Below are 21,365 nucleotides of genomic sequence, written 5' to 3' on the forward strand. Positions count from 1 at the left end.
ATTGGTTATTCTTAACATGTTGCAGGTTTGTTTTTTTAGTCGGCAAACCGAGGTTAACACTCGTAAACCAATGCCTGCAACATCCCACAGCTTAGTCAAGCAAATTATTCCGGACACCAGTGCGCCTTCGCGGGAATGACAAACAACATGTCAGTCATCACGAAGCTTTGATTGCTGATCCTTGCACACCCGCCAGACTATCCAATATCTTAGTAATCGTTTCTTGCACCATATTCTCTACCCTAGGGTCAACACTGCCCGCATTCAACACCATTGAATTATTTTCCAACTGCTGAATGGCTTCCAATTGCGATAGATGCAATTTCAAAGCCTCAACATTCAAACGCAATGCGACATCGAGTTCGGATAATTGACGATGCAATTGCGTTTCCAACGCTTGCTCCAAGCGCAAACGTGCTTGCGCCAATTGACCATCATCTTCTAACCAAACTACTTGCTCACCTTTCGCTTGCATGCTGGCTTGCAATCGCTGCGTCGCAATTTGCTCCTGTTGGGTTTGTAACTGCGCGCTGATTTGCTCTTGCCCTGCGACTTCAATACTATTGAATCGCAGATCCACATCGGTGGTTGACGTGAACTTCACCAAAATCGCCACCATTTCTATCGCAAAAAACCAAGTCAACCACCAAATCAATTGAAAGCGCCGATTGGCATCATTCCTCACTAAATCTGCCACTGCAGCAAAGTCGGCAGCGAAGCCAGATTGTGCTGCGAGTGTAATTTTTTTCTCTTGTGATTCGCTGAGTGAGACTTCCTTTTGCTTAGCTTCTGCGATGTGGCTTTGTACCTGCTTTTGCTCGCTAAGCAGTACTTTCTTTTCTGCGCTTTTTTGCTGTTTCCATTCCATTAGTTTGGTTATTACTAGGCTATCAGCGTTTTGGCATGGCGCTTTTGCGGCATTGAGTTTTTGATTTAAGGCATCAATTTTTGCATCGAGTAAAGCATCGGACGCAGCCACATTTGCAGCCGCGTTTTTTTGCAACAATAAAGGTCGCAATTGACGTTGTATAGCAAGCTCGGTTTTCGCAAATGTTTGCCAACACACTTTGGCACGTTGGCGATATGCCGCCAAATCAGGTGGTTCGCTAGCAAGTGCTAGATCAACTTGTTTAATCGCGCCTTCTACCCTTGTTGCATCTTGACGCAAAGCTGGCAAACCGACCGCCAGTTGGGCTGACTGTACATTATCAATCAAACGAGTGCGCGCCATCTCTCCGACTTTGACATCTATCTCGGCACGATTACTTTCGACAAAAAATGGATACACCATGGTCGATGCCGATAACAAGGCTAACAAGCCGCGCCAGCTCAAGCCAAATAGCTTCTTCCACCACGCTGCATCCGCGCGAATACTAATCAGCATTTGCCTTTCTAGACACCATTGGAATACGGCCCAAATAATTCCCGTCGTAACCGCGCCCCATGCAGAAATGGTACTCATGGTCGCAAGCATGTGACCCATGCCATAACCAGAAAAGAGCGCAAAGAAGATGACTAAAGAGCCGATGCCATAATATTTATGACGACCTCGCATAAAACGATAAGTGCCCTGCTGATCACGCTCCTCTAACACCTCAACCGGAACTGCCGCTGATAAGGCGAGAAAACTAAGGGCGGCACGCCGCCACTGCCCATGATCAAATACAGGAGCAGAATTCACTGAAGCATGCATAGCGACCTCACATATTGCGGAATAAAACCATGAAGGGCTGACTAACGGTGAGCGTCTCAGGTCGTGTTTTTAACTTCACGATTCCTTTGCCCGTATCATCGCGAGCAATTGAAGAAATAGCTTTTAAATTGACGATGGTGGAACGATGAATTTGCTTAAAAATATTTGCGTCGAGTAATTCGAGTAATTCGCGTATAGGTTTGCGCAATAAAGATTCACCTTCGGCCGTCATCACGACCGTGTATTTATTATCGGCTTTAAAGTAAGCGACATCGTCAACCATGATCAATTTGGTTTCCGTCCCTGAACTAGCAGTTAACCAAACTAAAGGCTCATTTTTTTGCGTTGCTTGAAAGGCAGTCGCTACACCTAGGCTGCTCCCAACATTGAGTTGTTGTAGCAAACTGGTGACGGCATTTAGATCTTTTACAGCGCGACTTTGCAGGCGTTGCACGGTCTCTGAAAGTCTATCGTAACTGACAGGCTTTAACAGGTAGTCCACGGCGCCTTTGTTAAATGCATCAATCGCATATTGGTCATAGGCGGTCACAAAGACAATTTGCGTATGCGGACTATGCTCTTTCATGGCTTCTGCGATTTCTATTCCGGTCAAACCCGGCATACGGATATCTAAGAACGCTACATCAGGCTGACCTTCAATAATCGCTTCAAGCGCACTGGCTCCATCATCACAAGCAGCGATGATTTCCAAGCTAGGCCAAGCCTTGCCCAACTGTTCCAATAAGGCTTCTCGTAACAAGCTTTCATCTTCGGCGACGACACATTTAGGCATGTTGTTCTCCTTGGATAAAGGTGGTGGGTACATTAATCGTTGCGGCAACCCCTTTGGGGAAATTGGCCACAATGCCAAAACTAGCGGTGTTGCCATAAGCTAAGCGCAGACGCTCACGCACATTCCGCAAACCGATACCCGTCCCCGCGCCTTCCGCACTAAAACCTCGACCATCATCTGCAACCGTCAATGCCACATTATTTTCATGCGCGCGCGCCAAGATCCAAATCGTGCCACCGCCTGTTTGTGGTTCTAAACCATGCTTGATCGCGTTTTCCACTAGCGTTTGCAACATCATGCTAGGGAACAAAACCGGCTTCAAATAATCTGGTACTTCAATTTGCACTTGCAAACGTGATCCCATGCGAATTTTCATGATATCGAGGTAGGCGCGAGTACGTTCTAATTCCACACCAATGGTCGACGGCGTGTCTTCCGTTTTTGGCAAAGAATGGCGCAAATAGGTAATCAAATTGCCCAACATTTGATCGGCACTAGCAGGATCTGAGCGCGTCAAGATTTGTGCGCTCGCCAAGGTGTTGTATAGAAAATGAGGTTCGACTTGTGCGTGCAAAAGATTGAGCTTAGCGACGGTTAATTCTTTCTCTGTGACGGTTTGTTGCGTCGCTTCTTTTTCCGTTTTACGCAGCTCGGCAACACGGCGCGAAATCGCTCGTCCCAGCGCCATCGTATTTTCTAAATTGACGCCGCTATCCAAGATGAACCAATCAGTCCAACCAGCACGCGTTGGTTCGCAGATCATAATCACGCTACAAGCATCAATACCAGGGGATACCGTTGCATAAATTTGGTTGTCACCACTGTTCAACCATTTCGTGACAGGTAATTCACTCCAATAGTCATCATGAAATGGTGCTACTCGTTTAATCTTGGCGCGCACTTGCAAACTGTCGGCCGCACTATCGACACGTTCCGCTCCTGGTAATTCGCGAATCGAGGCCTCAATTAAAGCGAAAGCAGTATTTGCATCCAAAGGTAATTCAATTTGACGTCTGTGTCGATTCGCCAGCGTAACGGACGTCACGGTTTGATCAATCAAACGTACTCGACGAATATGCGAAGCAGCAGAAATTGCTGCAATAAATGCACCGATCACTAACAAAATCGGAACAAAATTAGGGGGGCTATTGCGAAACAAACCTTCAAATATGAATAGCACAATCAGTAAACCGCACATTCCCCACGCAATGCTCGTCCGCAGAACCAACATTAAGCTACTCCACATTTTATTCTCCTGAAAAATTCTATTAGTTCAATAAAGTCAATTGATACGACACCTGCCATGAGTGAAGAATAAAAGACGAATATGGAACTGATGGGTATTATCCGATGAAAGACAAAAAATAGAGATAAAACCGAAGAATGAAGGTGTAAAAATCTTCGATCACTTGGACTTTAAGAAGCGCCAAGTTACACTGCGCTACCAAGCGTTGATCAAACACTGATCAAACGCTGCACAATCCCTGATTAAGACTTAGCTAACTATCATTAACATGAATTCAAGTCGCCGCCTTTTTTTACAGCAAACTGCTCTTGCCAGTTTCTCGACCATTGCAACTTCAGCTGGTTTTGCTAGTAGTCTGGTACAAGCAGAAAGTAATACAGGAATGCGCCTGATTTTGCTAGGCACCGCTGGTGGTCCGACGCCGAAAAAGAATCGTGCAGCGCCTGCGCAAATGATACTGATCAACGGCGAAGCTTATGTGATTGATTGCGGCAATGGCGTTGCACAGCAAATCGTCAAAGCTGGCGTGAAATTATCAGCCGTGCGCCATGTTTTTCTGACTCACCATCATTCCGACCACAATGCCGATTATGGCAATCTGATGCTGTTAGCGTGGGCGGCGGATCTGAATCATCGTATTGATACTTACGGACCAGCGCCCATCAAACGCATGACTCAGCAATTTCTAGCTTTGAATGATTTTGATATTCAAACTCGCATACAAGATGAAGGTCGTCATCCACTCAAGGCCTTGATAGTTCCTCATGAAATTCCACACTCTCTAAAGAATGGTAGTCTTGTTCTACAAAATGAGCAAATCAAAGTCACAGTGAGACAAGTCGAACATCCACCAATTAGGTCGGCACTAGCTTATCGCTTTGAGCATGCAGGAAAATCTATCGTGATTTCTGGTGATACAACTTACTCAGAAAATCTTGTCCAGCTAGCGAAAGATGCTGACGTGCTAGTTCATGAAATCATGCACACACCCGCCTTAGATCAATTGCTCGCGACTGAACCCAATGCGACAAGATTAAAAGAACATCTACTCGCGAGTCATAGCACGGCAGAACAAGTTGGACGAGTGGCAAGCGAGGCCAAGGTCAAGAAACTCGTACTATCGCATTTTGTACCTGGTGGCTATCCTTATCTTGAAGATAGCATTTGGCTGAACGCGGTACGGCCTTATTTCGACGGAGAAATTGTCGTCGGCAGTGATTTGATGGAAATCGCGGTGTAGAGATTGACTCAGATTTTCACTTGATTCGCCTTCGATATTTTCACGGCGCTCATACAAAAATATCTGCGTGACTAGTATGCTTTGCGATTAGCAAGCTTACTTATGCTCTTTTGCTTTTTCCTGCATCAAGTCTTGCAATAAGGCCGCGATATCGCGACGTTCAGATTCGACAGCAAAATCATAAGCAGTCCAACCCAACATATTTTTAAGCGAAATGTCTGCACCTTCGGCAATCAAAAACTTTACGACATTTATTTCACCACGACGCGCTGCAAGCATCAATGGCGTGGTCTTATTGGGCGTTTCTGCATCGATGTAGGCGAAACGAGCAATCAGCATTTCAACGATGTCGAGACGTCCAACGACGGCGGCATAATGCAATGCAGTCCAACCTGCTTGATTCACCTGCGCACCCGCTTCGATTAAGCGTTGCACAGTTTCTTTTTGCTCTAGATAGGCGGCTAACATGATGGCCGTGTCGCCATTCTTAGCACGGTGATCGAGTTGAATTTTCGGATGCATCAACAAATAATCAAACACTTTTTGCGATTGTTCTCGCACACTGATCATCAACAAAGTTTCGCCGCGATCACGTTCTGCCAAATTCACATCACCATCGTGCTCGGCAAATTGTTTAATCGTACGCAGGTCATCAAATCTTGCTGCGCGAATGATTTTGTCTGACTCAGAAGATGATGTTGGAGATGATGATTGCGCCCAGATGAGCGGAGAGAATACAAACAAAACAAACCAAATAGTCAGGCGACTACATTGACGAAGCTGGCTAGTTAGTTGAAGTTGGTGCATGAAATTTCACGCTCCTCAATTGGCTCGCGCAAATTGAAATAAATCAAAAAAGTTTTTCGTGGTTTGTTCTTGCACTTGTTTCAGCGGTAGCTCTTTTAAATCCGCCAAAAACTCGCCCACATGTTTTACAAAACCAGGTTCATTCATTTTGCCACGATGCGGTGCGGGTGCCAGATAAGGAGAATCCGTTTCTATCAAAATTCGCTCTATCGGCAGCGCTTTCGCTACGGCCTGTAAATCTTTAGCGCTCTTAAAAGTTAAGATTCCTGAGAAAGAAATATAGAATCCCATCTCCACTGCAGCTTGCGCCACTTCTAAAGATTCGGTGAAGCAGTGCATCACACCCGCCACACCGCCCTGATCGGTGCCTGCACCCTCTTCTCGCATAATACGTATGGTATCGTCCGCCGCTGCACGCGTGTGAATAATCAAGGGTTTGCGACTTAAGCGTGAAGCCCGAATATGCTGGCGAAAACGCTCACGCTGCCATTCCAAATCACCCTTCAATCGAAAATAATCTAAACCTGTCTCACCAATCGCAATGATCTTAGGATGCTGCGACAACTCAACTAAACGCTCAGCACTTGGATCTTCAGTATCTTCGTAATCAGGATGCACGCCAACCGACGCGTAGATATGTGGATACTGTTCAGCAAGCGCCAAAACTTGCGGAAAATCGGGCAAATCAACCGAAACACACAACGCATGGGTGACGCCATTGTCTTCCATACGTTGCAAGAGCTCAGGCATACGCGCTGCCAATTCTGGGAAGTTAATGTGACAATGAGAATCGATATACATGGTGAAAATTTCCTGCTGAATTTGAATGCAACTTTGAGCTACAGATTGTTAAGGCGTTTTTCGAGTAACGCTCGCAGTTCGCTGTTCGCTGTGAGGTTCGCGACTTTCTTACGCTAGCTTAGCGAATGGATGCGCGACCCAACTAGCGATTATGAATAAGATTGAGCACCGCTTGTGCAGAAATACTCGCTGTATCACGCAACAAATCCTGATGCATATCGGTAAAGCGTTGCTTCAATCGTTTTTGCAAAGCGACATCGTTGAGTTGCTGCCACAAAGCATCCGCCATATTTTGCGGTGTTGCTGCGGATTGCAAAAATTCGGGAACCAAAAAATCTTCGGCAATAATGTTCGGCAGACCTATCCAAGGCTGGTAGCCCATGTGCTTTAGTACATGCCAAGATGCTGCCATCATTTTATAGGCAATGACCATTGGCTTCTTAAATAAGGCGACTTCCAATGAAGCCGTTCCCGACGCGACCAACACGACATCGGCAGCGGCAATCGCCGTGTGCGACTTGCCTTCCATTAGCAAAATCGGCACTTCATCCAATTGTGCGGCCAAGACCAACTCGGAATAATATGCTCGCTGTTTCGCACCAACCATGGGCACCAAAAATTGCAAATGCGGATCGCGTTGTAAAAGTAATTTTGCCGTCGCAATAAACGCCGTCGTATTGTATTTAATCTCCGACATACGACTACCAGGCAAAATGGTCACAACGCGCGCGTCGGCTTCGAGACCAAGTTCCTCACGCGCCGCTTCCACATCCGGCTCCATTGGTATCACTTGCGCCAAAGGATGCCCAACATAGGTCGCGGGAATGCCTGCCTTGCGATAAATCTCTTCTTCAAACGGAAAGATCACCAACATATGCGAAACCGCTTCGGCGATCTTTTTGATTCTGCCGCCACGCCAAGCCCAAATCGATGGACTGATGTAATGCATGGTCGGAATCCCAGCACGCTTGAGTTGAACTTCCAAATCCAAATTAAAATCTGGCGCATCCACACCGATAAACACCTCAGGCTTTTCGTCCAACAACTGCGCCATTAATTGTTTGCGTATCCCGGAAATTTCGCGATAGTGTATTAACACTTCGAACAAGCCGCGGACCGACAGCTTCTCCATAGGATAATCGCTTTGAAATCCGTACTCCGCCATGTGCTTACCTCCGATTCCATGCATCAAAGAATCGGGTAATTGCGGACGCAGGCCCGACAATAAGCGGGCTGCCAGCATATCGCCAGAGGTTTCTCCGGCGACCATAGAAATAATAGGACGAGTCACAATGATTGGGCTGTGCTAATGAATCGACTTAACGCACGATACCGCGCGTTGAGGTGTCGAGGAATTGACGGAATGTCGAAATGTGTTCAGCGATCTCTGCCGTTTGCGCGGCAATTTCCTTGTCCAATTCCGCTTTTGCTTCGTCTAAAGTCAAACCCGATTTGTACAAGGTTTTATACGCTTGACGTATCGCAGAAATTTGTTCACGACTAAAACCGCGACGTTTCAAACCTTCTATATTAATGCCATGCGCAGCGGCTGGATTACCATTCAAAATCACAAATGGTGGTACATCTTGGGTCAAACTCGTGCTCATACCTACCATCGCATGCGCACCGATTTTGCAGAATTGATGGACGTTGGAGAATCCACCCAAAATCACCCAATCACCAATATGCACATGGCCCGCTAAGGCTGCATTATTCGCGAAAATTGTACGATTGCCGACATGGCAGTCATGCGCAATATGCACGTAAGCCATAATCCAATTATCACTACCCACGCGTGTGACACCACCATCTTGCACCGTACCTAGATTAAAGGTGCAAAATTCACGCACCACATTGCGATCACCGATCTCTAACAAAGTTGGCTCACCCGCATATTTCTTATCTTGCGGCGCAGCGCCAATCGAAGAGAATTGGAAGAACTGATTGTCTTTACCTATCGTCGTATGACCTTCAATCACCACATGCGGTCCAATCGTCGTACCGGCATCGATCCGCACATTGGGACCAATAATTGAATAGGCACCAACTTCAACACTAGAGTCGAGTTGTGCTTTGGGATCAACAATTGCGGTGGAATGAATCGCCATCTTTATGCTCCTGTAGAAGCGCTAGTACCTGTTGCGGCTGCGGTTTTCAGTTCGTCGTTGGTGGTGCGTAATGTGCACATTAATTCTGCCTCGACCGCCAATTGGCCATCCACCGTTGCCACTGCTTTGTATTTCCAAATGCCGCGCGCAACGCGTAAGATTTCCACGTCCATCTTCAATTGATCGCCGGGACCTACAGGGCGTTTAAAACGAACATTATCGATACCCACGAAATACACGATCGTATTTTCATCTGGTTTTTGGCCCATCGTCAGGAAGGACAAAATCGCCGCCGTTTGCGCCATGGCTTCTACCATCAACACGCCAGGCATCACAGGCTTATTTGGAAAGTGACCATTAAAAAATTCTTCGTTTGCTGTGACATTCTTAATCGCTGTGATTGATTTGCCGCTTTCCCAAGTCAACACGCGATCAACCAACAACATCGGATAACGATGTGGCAGGTATTGTTTAATCTGGTTGATGTCTAAGCTTTTATCGATGTTTTCCATACTATTCTTCTGAGTTAGAGGTATTTGAATGTTGAATCATGGTTGCGGAAGTCTGTGCTTTGACAGTCTTCTCTAATTGTTTGAGTTTGTCGCGCATGCTATCGAGATTGCGCACGATCACTGCGGTTTTCTCCCAGTCGGCATTTTTTGCCAAAGGATAAAAACCCGTGTATTGACCAGGTTCTAAAATTGAGCGCGACACCATACTGCCCGATGAAATATGCACGTTATCGATGATGGTCAAATGCCCCAGAACCATGGCCGCACCGCCAAAAGTACAGTTCTTGCCGATCTTGGCGCTGCCAGCAACGCCAACACATCCGGCCATCGCGGTATTTTCGCCGATATGGCAGTTGTGTCCAATTTGGATTTGATTATCGAGCTTGACGCCATTTTCGATAATTGTATCGGCCAAGGCACCGCGATCTATGCTGGTATTGGCACCAATCTCCACATCATCGCCAATCACGACACGGCCAGTTTGTGGGATCTTGAGCCACTTGCCTTTTTCATTAGCAAAGCCAAAACCATCGGCACCAATCACCGCGCCAGAATGAATGATGCAACGCTGACCGATAATGCAATCGTTATAGATACTAACATTCGCATTGATTTGGCTATGATCACCTATCGATACGCCACGACCTATTGACACACCGGCGGCGATCACCACATGCTCGCCAATCACTGCACCCGCTTCTATTGACACATGCGCTGCAATGCTCGCACTGGCTGCCACTTCCGCTTGCGGGCTTACCCACGCTGACGGATGTACACCGTGAGTTGCCGCGATAGAATTGATATCGAAAAAGTGCTGCGCAGCTTTCGCAAAATACACGTAAGGATTCGCTGTAATAATGCGCGCGCCTTGGTAGGTATCGGCTAATTGTAGATGATCTTGTTCAGACAAAATCAAAGCGATCGCCTGCGTTTTTTCCGCTTGCGATCTGAATTTGGAATTAGAGAGGAAGGTGATATGACGATCGCTCGCATCACTTAATGGGGCAATGCCGACGACCTGAATATCAGGATTACCAATTAACTGACCACCGAAGCGATCGACTAACTCCCCTAGTCGAATGCTTTTATTTGTCATTTTTATTTGGAAAGTGCTTTCAGTACTTTATCTGTAATGTCGATGCGCGGATTGATGTAGGCGGCATCTTGTACGACCAGATCAATCTTTTCAGCCTCAGCAATTTGTTTAACGACTTTCAGAGCACGCTCGGCTAAGGCGTTTAACTCTTCTTGCTTGCGCTGACCTAAGTCTTCATTGAAGATACGTTGCTTGCGGTTAAATTCTTGATCAAGATCCGTCAATTCACGTTGGCGTTTAATACGATCTGAGTCAGATAAACCTGGTGCGTCTTTTTCGAAACGGCGCACCAGTCCACGCCAACGCTCATTAATGTCATCCAGTTCTTTTTTGCGACGGGAAAATTCCTGTTCAATTTTTGAAGTCGCTACTTTGGCCGGTAAAGACTCATTTAAAACACGCTGACCATCGAAGAACGCAACGCGAAAATCCTGTGCCTGCACCTGAGCCATCACCACCAATGAAACAGCCGTAAGCAAAGCACGGCGTATGAATTTGGACGGATAAGATATTTGATTCAAAATATTCTCCACATTACAAACTTCAAAATTGCAAACAATAAATAAAACGATCTAGAGTTACGCAAATTATCATCAATTAGAAACCTGTGCCCATCGTAAACTGGAAGCCCTGACGTTTATCTTCAGGTTTCGCATTTAAAGCCTTACCGAAGCTCAATTTTAATGGTCCCATCGGAGAAATCCAGCTAATTCCCATACCAACTGAGGTTCTTAAATCCTGAGCACGGATTTTTTGTCCTTCATCAAATACATTACCTACGTCAAAGAAGGTAAACCAGCGTAAGGACTTATCTGCGCCAGGGAATGGAATTTGTAGCTCAACATTACCTACCAGACGGGTTGCACCACCCAAGGTATCGCCACGTGGATCTTTAGTTCCTAAAGAGCCTGGTTCATAGCCGCGCACTGAACCAATACCGCCCGCATAAAAGTTTTTAAATACAGGATAAGGCTTACCGGCCAAACCATGTCCGTAGTTAATTTCACCATTCATTGCCAAAATCACTGAGCGATAAATCGGTTTGAAATACTCATGTTTGTAAATCGCTCGGTAGTATTTAAACTCACCAAATGCAGATACTTCAAGATTAATCCTTTGGTAGCGACCAATCGATGGTGTCAAGACATTATCTCGGCTATCGCGCTGCCATGCCGCGGATAAAGGTATTGAATTATTTGTCGCGGTACCGACACCATACAATGGATTGGCTGGCTCTTTAATGACATCTTTCCCGCCAAAGTCTGCAACATACTTCAAATAGCGATATGGGCTATCGGTATAAGTATCAATCTTAGAGCGTTCCAAGCCGATACCGAAAAATACGGTATCAAGTTCTGAAAACGGCACACCATAACGAATGTTGCCGCCAGAAGATTGAATACGGTAGTAACCATAAGAGCCAATCGGCGGCAATGAGGTACGTACATAGGCATCGATACTGCGACTAATACCATCGTCAGTCGCATACGGATCAACGTGCGTCAAAGCAATCGTACGATTATATTTGCTGGTATTAATATCGAGACCGATGGTATCACCGCTACCAAAAGCATTCACCTGTTGAACCGAACCAGTGATAGTAATTTTCTCTGCACTGGAATAACCAGCACCTAACATGATGTTGCCCGTTGGTTTTTCGGTTACTGTCAAATTCACATCTACTTGATCAGTGCTAGTTGGGACTTCTGGCGTATCAATCGTGACTTCTTTGAAGAAGCCTAGATATTCAACGCGGTCACGTGAAATTTTAATTTTTTCACCGTCATACCACGAACTCTCAAATTGACGGAATTCGCGACGAATGACTTCATCTCTGGTACGCGTATTGCCCGCCAAATTGATGCGGCGTACATAGACACGCTTGCCAGGGTCGACAAAAACAGTAAAGGCGACTTCTTTTTTCTCTTTATCAATCAGAGGATTGGGATTAACGTTGGCGAAGGCATAACCAAAGTTGCCCATACGATCGGTAATCCGTTTTGTACTATCTGTCAAACGTGCCGCATTATAGGTATCACCTTTTTTTAACAATAATAATGAGGACAATTCTTCTTCGCGACCAAAGGTTTCACCTTCAATCTTGACATCAGAGACGGTGTATTTATCACCCTCGTCAATATTAATTGTGATGTAAATTTGCTTTTTGTCGGGTGTGATAGAAATCTGTGTGGAGGAAACCTGCATCTCCAAATAGCCACGATTTTGGTAGAACGAACGTATGGTCTCAATATCACCAGAAAGTTTTTGCTTGGAATATTGATCTGCTTTTGAATACCAGCTAAACCAAGTTGGGGTACTTAAGGCCAATAACTCTTTCAACTCGCCATCTGAAAACGCTTTGTTTCCAATAATATTGATTTGAGCGATCTTCGCAACATCACCCTCATCCACGGCAAATGTGACATTGACACGATTACGTTCAATGGGGGTAATCGTGGTCGTAATACGAGCACCATATAAACCACGAGACAAATACTGTTTCTTAAGCTCTTGTTCAGCACGGTCTACAGTCGCTTTATCAAAGATACGGGTTTCACCGACGCCAATATCTTTTAAGGCTTTGACCAATTGGTCTTTTTCAAATTCTTTAGTCCCTGTGAAATCCACAGTAGAAATAGTAGGACGTTCATCCAATAAGACGATCAGAACACCATCCTCTACTTCAATCTGAACATCTTTGAAAAAACCAGTGGCAAACAAGGCCTTGATCGTTGCAGTACTTTTTGCATCATTAAAGACTTCGCCAACGCGCACTGGAAGGTAACTAAAGACAGTACCAGCTTCGGTTCTTTGCAGACCTTCAACGCGAATGTCTTTGACAGTAAATGGTTCAATCGCGGCCGCCTGACCGGAACACAGAGCTAATGCAGCAAGTGCGAGAAGATGACGAGGGAAAGCTGGCAAAGTAAATTTCTCAAATTGTAATTTCATTGGGGTTTTTTCAGTCTCAATATTTCTACTTGGTTGCTACTCGTTTGTCTTAAATTCAAGCCTGTGAACTCGAATTTAGAATATTGCTCACGTCAAACTGAGTATTATGACATTAGTCGGACAATATCATTAAAAAAAGCGACAACCATCAAACACAACAATACAGCTAGCCCTCCTCGCTGCGCCATTTCTGCATATTTATCTGGAATTGGCCTTCCAGTTAAAACTTCCAGCGAATAATACAACAAATGCCCCCCGTCTAGCACAGGTATAGGCAGCAAATTCATTACACCAAGGCTAATACTGATTAATGCAATGAAACTAATATAGCTGATCAGTCCAATTCTCGCAGTTTGCCCAGCATAGTCGGCAATTGTCAGTGGGCCAGTAATATTCTTCCAAGAGACGTCACCCAACAGCATATTGCCTATCATTTTTAGTGTCAGTACACTAGTTTGCCAAGTTTTGGATGCGCCTTTTGCAATTGCTTCCAAACCACCATAGCTGACCGTCGTCATTTGCACGTCATTCGCTGGACGTACCTGAATACGGCCTACTGTTTTTCCGTTTTCTTGCTTGGATTCGGGCGTTATCTGGACTTCGAATTCTTCGTAGTTTTGCTTCGGGCCACTGACTAGCATAGTTAAGGTCTTGCCTGGCGAGGCACTAATAATTTCCACCAATTCAAGGCCGTCAAGTATTTTGTGGTCATCAATTTCTAGGATCTGATCACCCGCCTGCAAGCCCGCCTTTGCCGCCGGACCATTAGGTGTTACTTCCAAAATGCTGGCAGCTCCTCGATACAGGCCAATGCCCATTTTGCTCAGAAAGTCAGCTTCCAGATCGCTTGCACTCAATTGACTGGTCGGCAACTTGATTTCCAAGTGGTCCATGCTGGTTGTGCGATCTCGATTAGGACGTTCGAACGCGAGTACAGCATCTTGTTGATTCAAACCTTTTTGCATCAATTTCCAACGCAGATCAGACCATGACTGTACGGCTTCGCCATCAACGCTCAAAATATGATCACCATGACGCAAGCCGGATTGGTAGGCTATAGAACTTTGTGAAGCAATACGAAGCTTTGCGATGGGATCGGCAATACCTACCATAAACAGCGCAGAAAATAAGACTATGGCAAGTAAGAAATTAGTAATCGGCCCCGCAGCTACGATAGCAATGCGCTGCCAAACTGACTTACCGGAAAAATCTTCACGTAAATCGTCTTCGGTCATCTCCGATTTAGGCACCTCTCGCGAATCTAACATTTTCACGTAACCACCCAGTGGAATTGCCGAAATAGTCCATTCAGTAGGACTATTGCTAAACTTTTTAGTGAAAATGGGTTTTCCCATGCCTATGGAAAAACGTAATACGCGCACGCCGCACCACCGTGCGACTAAAAAATGGCCGAGCTCGTGAAAGATAATTAGACTACCCAAGGCAAAAACAAATGCCAGAATTGTTTGGATCATCTGCATAGAATTTAATGCCTTAATTGAGAAATATAACGCTGTGCGACTTGCCTTGCTTCGGCATCGATTTCCAAAATCGACTCTAGCGTATTCGTCGCTTGCATTGGAATTTTTTCTAAGGCGTACGCAATAACTGCCTCGATTTGCATAAAACCTAGCGCCGAATTCAAAAACGCATCGACCGCTACTTCGTTGACTGCGTTCAATACCACGGGCGCAGAAGCACCTGCGCGCAAGGCTTCATAGGCCAGACGCAAACAAGGGAAACGTTGAAAGTCCGGCTGATGAAAATTCAATTGCAAGAATTTACTTAAATCCAGAGCTTCTACGCCAGACGCGATTCGTTCTGGATAAGCTAAACCATAAGCAATCGGGGTACGCATGTCCGGATTACCTAGTTGAGCTAACAAGGAACCATCCTCGTAGGACACCATAGAATGCACCAAGCTTTGCGGATGAATTAGTACTTCGATTTTATCCGGCGCAGCGCCAAACAGCCAGTGCGCCTCAATAACCTCTAGCCCTTTATTCATCATACTCGCAGAATCGACTGAAATTTTACGTCCCATAACCCAATTGGGATGAGCAATAGCCTGTTCTGGTGTAACGTCATGCAAAGACGCGACGTCTCGATTTAAAAATGGCCCACCAGACGCTGTTAGTATAATTTTTGAGATACCGCTATCAGCAAGGTTTCGTTGAAATCCTGCCGGCAGACATTGAAAAATGGCATTGTGTTCGCTATCGATCGGCAACAAATTCGCACCACTGCGCTGTACCGCATCGATAAACAATTGGCCCGACATAACCAACGCTTCTTTGTTTGCTAACAAAATACGCTTACCCGCACGCGCTGCCGCTAAGGATGCTGGCAGTCCTGCTGCGCCAACTATCGCAGCCATGACTACGTCACACTCATCGGCACTAGCGACTTCACACAGTGCTTGAGGACCGTATAAGACTGTGGTTTTGGGGGAGGCTTGGAGTAGGTGTTTTTCCAATTCTTGTGCTAATTCGGCTGTTGCAACTACCGCATAAGCAGGATGAAACGCAGCGCATTGTTGTGCCAGCTTCTCAATTTGCGTGTGCGCTGTTAAAGCAAAAACTTGGTAGCGCTCAGGATGGCGTGCAATCACGTCTAAGGTAGAAACCCCAATAGAACCCGTAGCACCTAAGATGCAAATTTGTTGTTTAAGCATAAATCTCGCTATATCAAGCTGTCATTGTGGCGAAGTGATTTGTTTGTTGCATAAAATAGCACGATCACCTTAACCACTTATTACTTATAGACTCCAAACTGAGACTAATAAAGCTGCTAATGGCAAAACAGGGATTAGCGCATCAATACGATCCAACACACCACCATGACCTGGCAATAAGTGGCTACTATCCTTGAATCCTACGCGACGTTTGAGTAAGGACTCAAATAAATCGCCAACAACACTCGCAACAGATATCAGGCACATACTAAGAACCATGACCAAGCCACCTTGGCTGGCATAGATTTTATACGGCAAAGTCTCATGTAAAGCGGGAACAAAAACACATAGCCCGGCAAACAAAATAACGACAATCGCACCACCAATGGCACCTTCCCATGATTTGCCAGGCGAAATACTCGGTGCTAATTTACGTTTCCCCATCGCTTTGCCGACAAAATAAGCACCACTATCTGCAATCCATACTAAGACTAATGTCGATAAAAGTAATGTCGTAGATTTACCGAACAAATAATTCATCGCTATAAAACAGCCAAAGATGGCGACCGCGTACACACCACTAATCAAACCGCTAGCAAAACTGGTCACAGCAGGCAAACCAAACTTTAAACTAGGTATCAAACCAAATACCCAAAAAAGCACACAGACGGTAAATAAAGTTGGCAAAGAAAAGGTTGTAGTTTGTAAGGACAAATACACGAAGGCCAAAGCCCAAACGATAGAAATGGGAATCGCTCCTGGCTTATTAAATAAACGCTGACTTTCCCACATGGCTGCGGCTAAAAATAAACCTGCTGCAGCCGTAAAGGCGATGGGAGATCCCGACATTAGAATCGGAATTAAAATACATAACAGGACAAGAGCTGTGATAACGCGTGTTTTTAGCATGATGGCGAATATTACTCGTTAGATGGACAACTAATGGGCGACTAAGTGAAACTTAAGCGAACTAGTCAGTTGTTGATTATTCGACTCACTCAGTTTTTGATGCACCAGAAACTTGAGCACTAGTACGCCCAAAACGACGCTCTCTGGCTTGATAAGAGTGGATCGCTTCATCTAATGCTTTGGCATTAAAATCAGGCCAGAAAGTGTCGGTAAAATACAGCTCTGTGTAGGCCAACTGCCATAGCAAAAAATTAGAAATACGCGTTTCACCACCAGTGCGTATAAACAAATCTGGCTCGGGCGCATACGCCATCGACAAATGTGATTCCAACATTTCTTCGGTGATGTCATTCTGACTCGGATTCGCCGAAGTCAATTTATTAACCGCCTGCACAATATCCCAGCGACCACCATAATTCGCACAAATTGTTACTGTTAAGCGTGTATTGGCAGCCGTCAATTCCTGCGCCTGCTGTATAGCTTCTTGCAACGGTAGATCAAAGCGCGACAAATCACCGACAATCTTGAGGCGAATGTTATTGTCGTGCATCTTCTTCACTTCTTTTTCCAAGGCGGTCACAAACAGGCGCATTAGCAATGACACCTCGTCCGCGGGACGTCGCCAATTTTCAGAACTAAAAGCGAACAAAGTCAAAAATGAGATGTCGCGTTTAATACATGCTTCGACGATGCCACGTACCGCATCAACACCTTTAACGTGCCCAGCAACTCGTGGCAAAAAACGTTTGGTCGCCCAACGCCCATTGCCATCCATGATAATGGCAATGTGCTTCGGCATCAGTCCCGCGTCTGGGACTGTTTTCGTTGAGCTTAAATGATTCATGAAACTCCGGATGTAAATAAAAAGAAGAATGACACCACAACTTAAACGGTCAACACTTCTTTTTCTTTTTCAGCCAAGAGCTTATCTACTTCAGCAACAAATTTGTCGGTCAATTTTTGAATATCGTCTTGAGCACGACGTTCATCATCTTCAGAAATATCTTTATCCTTCAACAATTTCTTCAATGACTCATTGGCATCACGGCGTATATTGCGCACTGCAATTTTAGCGTCTTCACCTTCCGTTTTTACCAACTTCACCATTTCTTTACGGCGCTCTTCTGTCAACGGTGGTGTAGGCACGCGAATCATGTCGCCTTGCGACGCTGGGTTCAAACCTAAGTCAGACTCGCGAATCGCTTTTTCAATCACAGTCAACATTTTCTTTTCCCAGGGCTGAACACCAATGGTGCGCGCATCGATCAACGTAACGTTCGCCACTTGAGAAATATTGGTAGGAGAACCGTAATAGTCAACCATAACATGATCCAAAATACCAGTATGGGCACGCCCAGTACGCACCTTAGATAAATTAGACTTCAAGGTTTCTATCGATTTTTGCATGCGCTGGTCGGCGCTACTTTTAACACTGGCTACTGTCATGATTTACTCCTAAACTAAACGAGAATGAGAGCTTGCGCTCTCATTGGCCTCAAAACAAATTAAGTTTGCTGTAACAAGCAAGGATCGCAAAGCGATCCAAAACGGCGCATTATACGTGGACTAAGGTACCTTCGTCTCCACCCATAATCAGATTTTTTAAGGCGCCCGGTTTAACGATGGAAAATACTTTAATTGGCAACTTCTGATCACGACACAACGCAAAAGCCGTTGCATCCATGACCTGAAGATGGCGTGAAATCGCCTCATCAAAAGAAATAGTGGAATAGCGTGTTGCAGACGGATCTTTTTTCGGGTCTGCGGTATAAACGCCATCGACTTTAGTGGCTTTCAAGACTAATTCTGCGCCGATTTCAGATCCCCGTAAAGCAGCAGCTGTATCCGTAGTAAAAAATGGATTACCTGTACCGGCCGCAAAAATGACTACCTTGCCCTCCTCAAGATACTGCAAAGCCTTTGGGCGCACATAAGGCTCAACAACTTGCTCAATCGCGATCGCAGACATTACACGAGCCGTAATACCAACTTGGCGCATCGCATCACCTAATGCTAGTGAATTCATTACTGTTGCGAGCATACCCATGTAATCAGCAGTCGCCCTATCCATACCTTGCGCACCAGGGGCAACACCACGAAAAATATTACCTCCCCCGATCACAATAGCCAATTCAACACCCATACGGGAAACTTCGGCAACATCCGTCACCATACGCTCAATGGTCGCGCGATTAATGCCATAGGCATCATCGCCCATTAAAGCCTCACCAGAGAGTTTTAAAAGCACGCGCTTATAAGCTGGTTTAGTCACGATCTGGGCTCCTTTGAAGATTAAAAGACATTATTGCAAAAATTCTGGGGCGGCCAACTTTGTAGTAGTTTACACAAAGCCGCTAGGTAAAACACTTGCGATAATCACTTAAACATCAAGCACTTCCACAACACAAACAAGATTAAAAAAGTCGCCTTAAAAAAACGGGCCTTTCGGCCCGTTCTCTTTTAATGCTTGCTTACGCTTGTTTAGCAGCAGCAACTTGCGCCGCCACTTCTGCAGCGAAGTCGTCTTGCTTCTTCTCAATACCTTCACCAACTACAAACATTGTGAATGCTTTTACAGAAGCACCAACAGATTGCAACATTTGCTCAACTGTTTGCTTGTCGTTTTTCACGAAAGGTTGGTTCAACAAAGACACTTCTTTCAAGAACTTTTGAACTGCGCCATCAACCATTTTAGTCACGATATCAGCAGGTTTGCCAGATTCTGCCGCTTTTTGTGATGCAACAGAACGCTCTTTTTCGATCAATTCAGCTGGAACTTGTTCAGTAGACAAAGACACTGGCTTCATCGCAGCGATGTGCATCGCAACGTCTTTACCAACTTGGTGATCAGCTGCGTCGAAGTCAACTACTACACCAATACGTGTGCCGTGCAAATATGTTGCCACTTTTGCTGTTGTTTCGAAACGTTCGAAACGACGGATAGACATATTTTCACCGATCTTACCAATCAAACCAGCGCGTACTGTTTCTACAGTACCGTCATCCAATGCCAATGCAGACAATGCTGCAACGTCAGCTGGATTTTTTTCAGCAACCAATTTTGCCAATTTATTAGCAAATGCAATGAAGTCATCATTTTTTGTTACGAAGTCTGTTTCACAGTTAACTTCAACCAATGATGCTACGCCGCCTTCAACATAAGACGCAACAACACCTTCTGCAGTTACGCGAGACGCTGCTTTAGAAGCCTTGCTACCCAATTTAACGCGCAAGATTTCTTCCGCACGTTCCATGTTACCTTCTGCTTCTGTCAATGCTTTTTTGCATTCCATCATTGGCGCATCAGTCTTTGCACGTAATTCGCCGACCATCGCTGCTGTAATTGCTGCCATGTTTCTCTCCTAATTCATTGCATCGTAACGATGCACAAGTTCAATATCAATTCGATTTAAAAAAAGGGGCAAACACGCGTTGCCCCCCTTTTTTAGCTTTTTAAACGCCGCGCTTTAACAAGCTTCGGCGTAAAAATTAAGCCTGTTCTACTTCAACAAACTCGTCGCTTGGCTTAACAGCTTCAAGCACTTCATTCACTGCATTTGCACGGCCTTCCAAAATCGCATCTGCAACGCCACGAGCGTACAGAGCAATCGCTTTAGAAGAATCGTCATTACCTGGAATGATGTAAGTTACGCCTTCTGGTGAGTGGTTCGTATCAACTACACCGATAACTGGGATACCCAATTTAGCTGCTTCTGTGATCGCGCCTTTGTGGTAACCAACGTCTACCACGAAAATTGCATCAGGAACGCCTGGCATATCTTTAATGCCGCCGATGGATTTTTGCAACTTAACCATTTCACGTTGAAACATCAACGCTTCTTTTTTAGACAACTTCTCTACAGAACCATCTTGCACAGATGCTTCCATATCTTTCAAACGCTTGATAGATGTTTTAACTGTTTTAAAGTTAGTCAACATACCACCCAACCAACGTTGATCAACAAAAGGCATACCTGCACGGTTTGCTTCAGCAGCGATCAACTCGCGCGCTTGGCGCTTTGTACCAACCATCAAAACCGTGCCACGGTTAGCGGACAATTGGCGAATGAATTTCATTGCTTCTTGATACATCGCCAATGTTTTTTCCAAATTCATGATATGAATTTTATTGCGATGACCGAAGATGTACGGTGCCATTTTTGGATTCCAAAAACGGGTCTGGTGACCAAAGTGAACACCAGCTTCTAACATTTCACGCATTGTTACAGACATAATAACTCCAGGGTTAGGTCTTGAATCGAGTCAGTGATTCCTCAGCTTTTTATGCAAAAAAGAGAAACACCCTTTTCGACCAGATTCGATCTTTAAGAAATAAACTTATTTACTACAATTGATTAGCGTGCAAATTTTCAAGCTAACCATCTATTCTAACCCGAAACGCACACGTTGATCAAGTGCGCACATCAACCACAACCCAACTAACAATGAACTCAATCTATTCTGCTTGTGAGCCATAAATAAATTTCACAAAAAAACATTTATTCTTTGGTGAAGACTGCGCGCTTGTTACTCC

Annotated in this window: 20 protein-coding genes; 1 reads left to right on the forward strand and 19 read right to left on the reverse strand. The window is 45.2% G+C overall.

The window, feature by feature from the left end; translation table 11 throughout:
• Nucleotides 1-157 precede the first annotated feature (157 nt).
• The 3 genes from ACFFJH_RS19540 to ACFFJH_RS19550 are packed head-to-tail and all read right to left on the reverse strand — an operon-like array spanning nucleotide 158 to nucleotide 3,732.
• A complete protein-coding gene (locus ACFFJH_RS19540; protein WP_390214750.1) occupies nucleotides 158-1,693 on the reverse strand; it encodes a DUF4407 domain-containing protein in 1,536 nt (511 codons plus the stop codon).
• A gap of 7 nt (nucleotides 1,694-1,700) precedes the next feature.
• Entirely contained in the window at nucleotides 1,701-2,486 is a 786-nt protein-coding gene (locus ACFFJH_RS19545; protein WP_390214751.1) for a LytR/AlgR family response regulator transcription factor, read from the reverse strand.
• Nucleotides 2,479-3,732 (reverse strand): sensor histidine kinase, encoded by a 1,254-nt coding sequence (locus ACFFJH_RS19550; RefSeq protein ID WP_390214752.1) that lies wholly within the window; start codon nucleotides 3,730-3,732, stop codon nucleotides 2,479-2,481. Before ACFFJH_RS19550 ends, ACFFJH_RS19545 begins: the two co-directional genes overlap by 8 nt.
• A 268-nt stretch (nucleotides 3,733-4,000) precedes the next feature.
• Here ACFFJH_RS19550 and ACFFJH_RS19555 point away from each other — a divergent pair, with 268 nt between their 5' ends.
• A complete protein-coding gene (locus ACFFJH_RS19555) occupies nucleotides 4,001-4,972 on the forward strand; it encodes an MBL fold metallo-hydrolase (RefSeq protein WP_390214753.1) in 972 nt (323 codons plus the stop codon).
• 96 nt (nucleotides 4,973-5,068) lie between these two features.
• On the opposite strand, the gene ACFFJH_RS19560 is transcribed toward ACFFJH_RS19555, so the two are convergent.
• The 16 genes from ACFFJH_RS19560 to rpsB all read right to left on the reverse strand — a co-directional run bounded on the left by ACFFJH_RS19560 (nucleotide 5,069) and on the right by rpsB (nucleotide 21,064).
• A complete protein-coding gene (locus ACFFJH_RS19560; RefSeq protein WP_390214755.1) occupies nucleotides 5,069-5,779 on the reverse strand; it encodes an ankyrin repeat domain-containing protein in 711 nt (236 codons plus the stop codon).
• 15 nt (nucleotides 5,780-5,794) lie between these two features.
• On the reverse strand, nucleotides 5,795-6,580 hold the full coding sequence (locus tag ACFFJH_RS19565; RefSeq protein WP_390214756.1) for a TatD family hydrolase: 786 nt from the start codon (nucleotides 6,578-6,580) through the stop codon (nucleotides 5,795-5,797).
• 142 nt (nucleotides 6,581-6,722) lie between these two features.
• Entirely contained in the window at nucleotides 6,723-7,871 is a 1,149-nt protein-coding gene (lpxB, locus tag ACFFJH_RS19570) for a lipid-A-disaccharide synthase (RefSeq protein WP_390214757.1), read from the reverse strand.
• Nucleotides 7,872-7,899: 28 nt separating this feature from the next.
• Nucleotides 7,900-8,688, reverse strand: coding sequence for an acyl-ACP--UDP-N-acetylglucosamine O-acyltransferase (lpxA, locus tag ACFFJH_RS19575; RefSeq protein WP_212673679.1), 789 nt, complete (start codon nucleotides 8,686-8,688; stop codon nucleotides 7,900-7,902).
• A 2-nt stretch (nucleotides 8,689-8,690) separates the two neighbouring features.
• Entirely contained in the window at nucleotides 8,691-9,200 is a 510-nt protein-coding gene (fabZ, locus tag ACFFJH_RS19580) for a 3-hydroxyacyl-ACP dehydratase FabZ (RefSeq protein ID WP_189344232.1), read from the reverse strand.
• A gap of 1 nt (nucleotide 9,201) precedes the next feature.
• Nucleotides 9,202-10,296: a UDP-3-O-(3-hydroxymyristoyl)glucosamine N-acyltransferase gene (lpxD, locus tag ACFFJH_RS19585; RefSeq protein ID WP_390214759.1), complete on the reverse strand. Its 1,095-nt coding sequence runs from the start codon at nucleotides 10,294-10,296 to the stop codon at nucleotides 9,202-9,204.
• A gap of 2 nt (nucleotides 10,297-10,298) precedes the next feature.
• Nucleotides 10,299-10,817 carry an OmpH/Skp family outer membrane protein gene (locus ACFFJH_RS19590; protein WP_390214761.1) on the reverse strand — a complete coding sequence of 173 codons (519 nt, stop codon included), beginning with the start codon at nucleotides 10,815-10,817 and terminating at the stop codon, nucleotides 10,299-10,301.
• A gap of 76 nt (nucleotides 10,818-10,893) precedes the next feature.
• Complete coding sequence (gene bamA / locus ACFFJH_RS19595; protein ID WP_390214763.1) at nucleotides 10,894-13,248, reverse strand: outer membrane protein assembly factor BamA; 2,355 nt, start codon at nucleotides 13,246-13,248, stop codon at nucleotides 10,894-10,896.
• A 104-nt stretch (nucleotides 13,249-13,352) separates the two neighbouring features.
• Nucleotides 13,353-14,729, reverse strand: coding sequence for an RIP metalloprotease RseP (gene rseP, locus ACFFJH_RS19600; RefSeq protein WP_390214765.1), 1,377 nt, complete (start codon nucleotides 14,727-14,729; stop codon nucleotides 13,353-13,355).
• Nucleotides 14,730-14,734: 5 nt separating this feature from the next.
• Nucleotides 14,735-15,922, reverse strand: coding sequence for a 1-deoxy-D-xylulose-5-phosphate reductoisomerase (ispC, locus tag ACFFJH_RS19605; RefSeq protein WP_390214767.1), 1,188 nt, complete (start codon nucleotides 15,920-15,922; stop codon nucleotides 14,735-14,737).
• 84 nt (nucleotides 15,923-16,006) lie between these two features.
• Nucleotides 16,007-16,831 (reverse strand): phosphatidate cytidylyltransferase, encoded by an 825-nt coding sequence (locus ACFFJH_RS19610; protein WP_390214769.1) that lies wholly within the window; start codon nucleotides 16,829-16,831, stop codon nucleotides 16,007-16,009.
• 85 nt (nucleotides 16,832-16,916) lie between these two features.
• The gene (uppS, locus tag ACFFJH_RS19615) at nucleotides 16,917-17,675 is read right to left on the reverse strand and encodes a polyprenyl diphosphate synthase (RefSeq protein WP_390214771.1); all 759 of its coding nucleotides are present in this window, start codon (nucleotides 17,673-17,675) and stop codon (nucleotides 16,917-16,919) included.
• 41 nt (nucleotides 17,676-17,716) lie between these two features.
• Nucleotides 17,717-18,277 carry a ribosome recycling factor gene (gene frr, locus ACFFJH_RS19620; RefSeq protein ID WP_390214773.1) on the reverse strand — a complete coding sequence of 187 codons (561 nt, stop codon included), beginning with the start codon at nucleotides 18,275-18,277 and terminating at the stop codon, nucleotides 17,717-17,719.
• A 109-nt stretch (nucleotides 18,278-18,386) separates the two neighbouring features.
• Nucleotides 18,387-19,103 (reverse strand): UMP kinase, encoded by a 717-nt coding sequence (pyrH, locus tag ACFFJH_RS19625; RefSeq protein WP_390214776.1) that lies wholly within the window; start codon nucleotides 19,101-19,103, stop codon nucleotides 18,387-18,389.
• Between the two features lie 199 nt (nucleotides 19,104-19,302).
• Nucleotides 19,303-20,184 (reverse strand): translation elongation factor Ts, encoded by an 882-nt coding sequence (tsf, locus tag ACFFJH_RS19630; RefSeq protein WP_390214778.1) that lies wholly within the window; start codon nucleotides 20,182-20,184, stop codon nucleotides 19,303-19,305.
• Nucleotides 20,185-20,320: 136 nt separating this feature from the next.
• Nucleotides 20,321-21,064, reverse strand: coding sequence for a 30S ribosomal protein S2 (rpsB, locus tag ACFFJH_RS19635; protein WP_212673671.1), 744 nt, complete (start codon nucleotides 21,062-21,064; stop codon nucleotides 20,321-20,323).
• Between the last annotated feature and the right edge of the window lie 301 nt (nucleotides 21,065-21,365).

The sequence above is a fragment of the Affinundibacterium danionis genome (assembly GCF_042432465.1).
GTDB classification, from domain to species: Bacteria; Pseudomonadota; Gammaproteobacteria; order Burkholderiales; family Burkholderiaceae_D; genus Undibacterium; species Undibacterium danionis.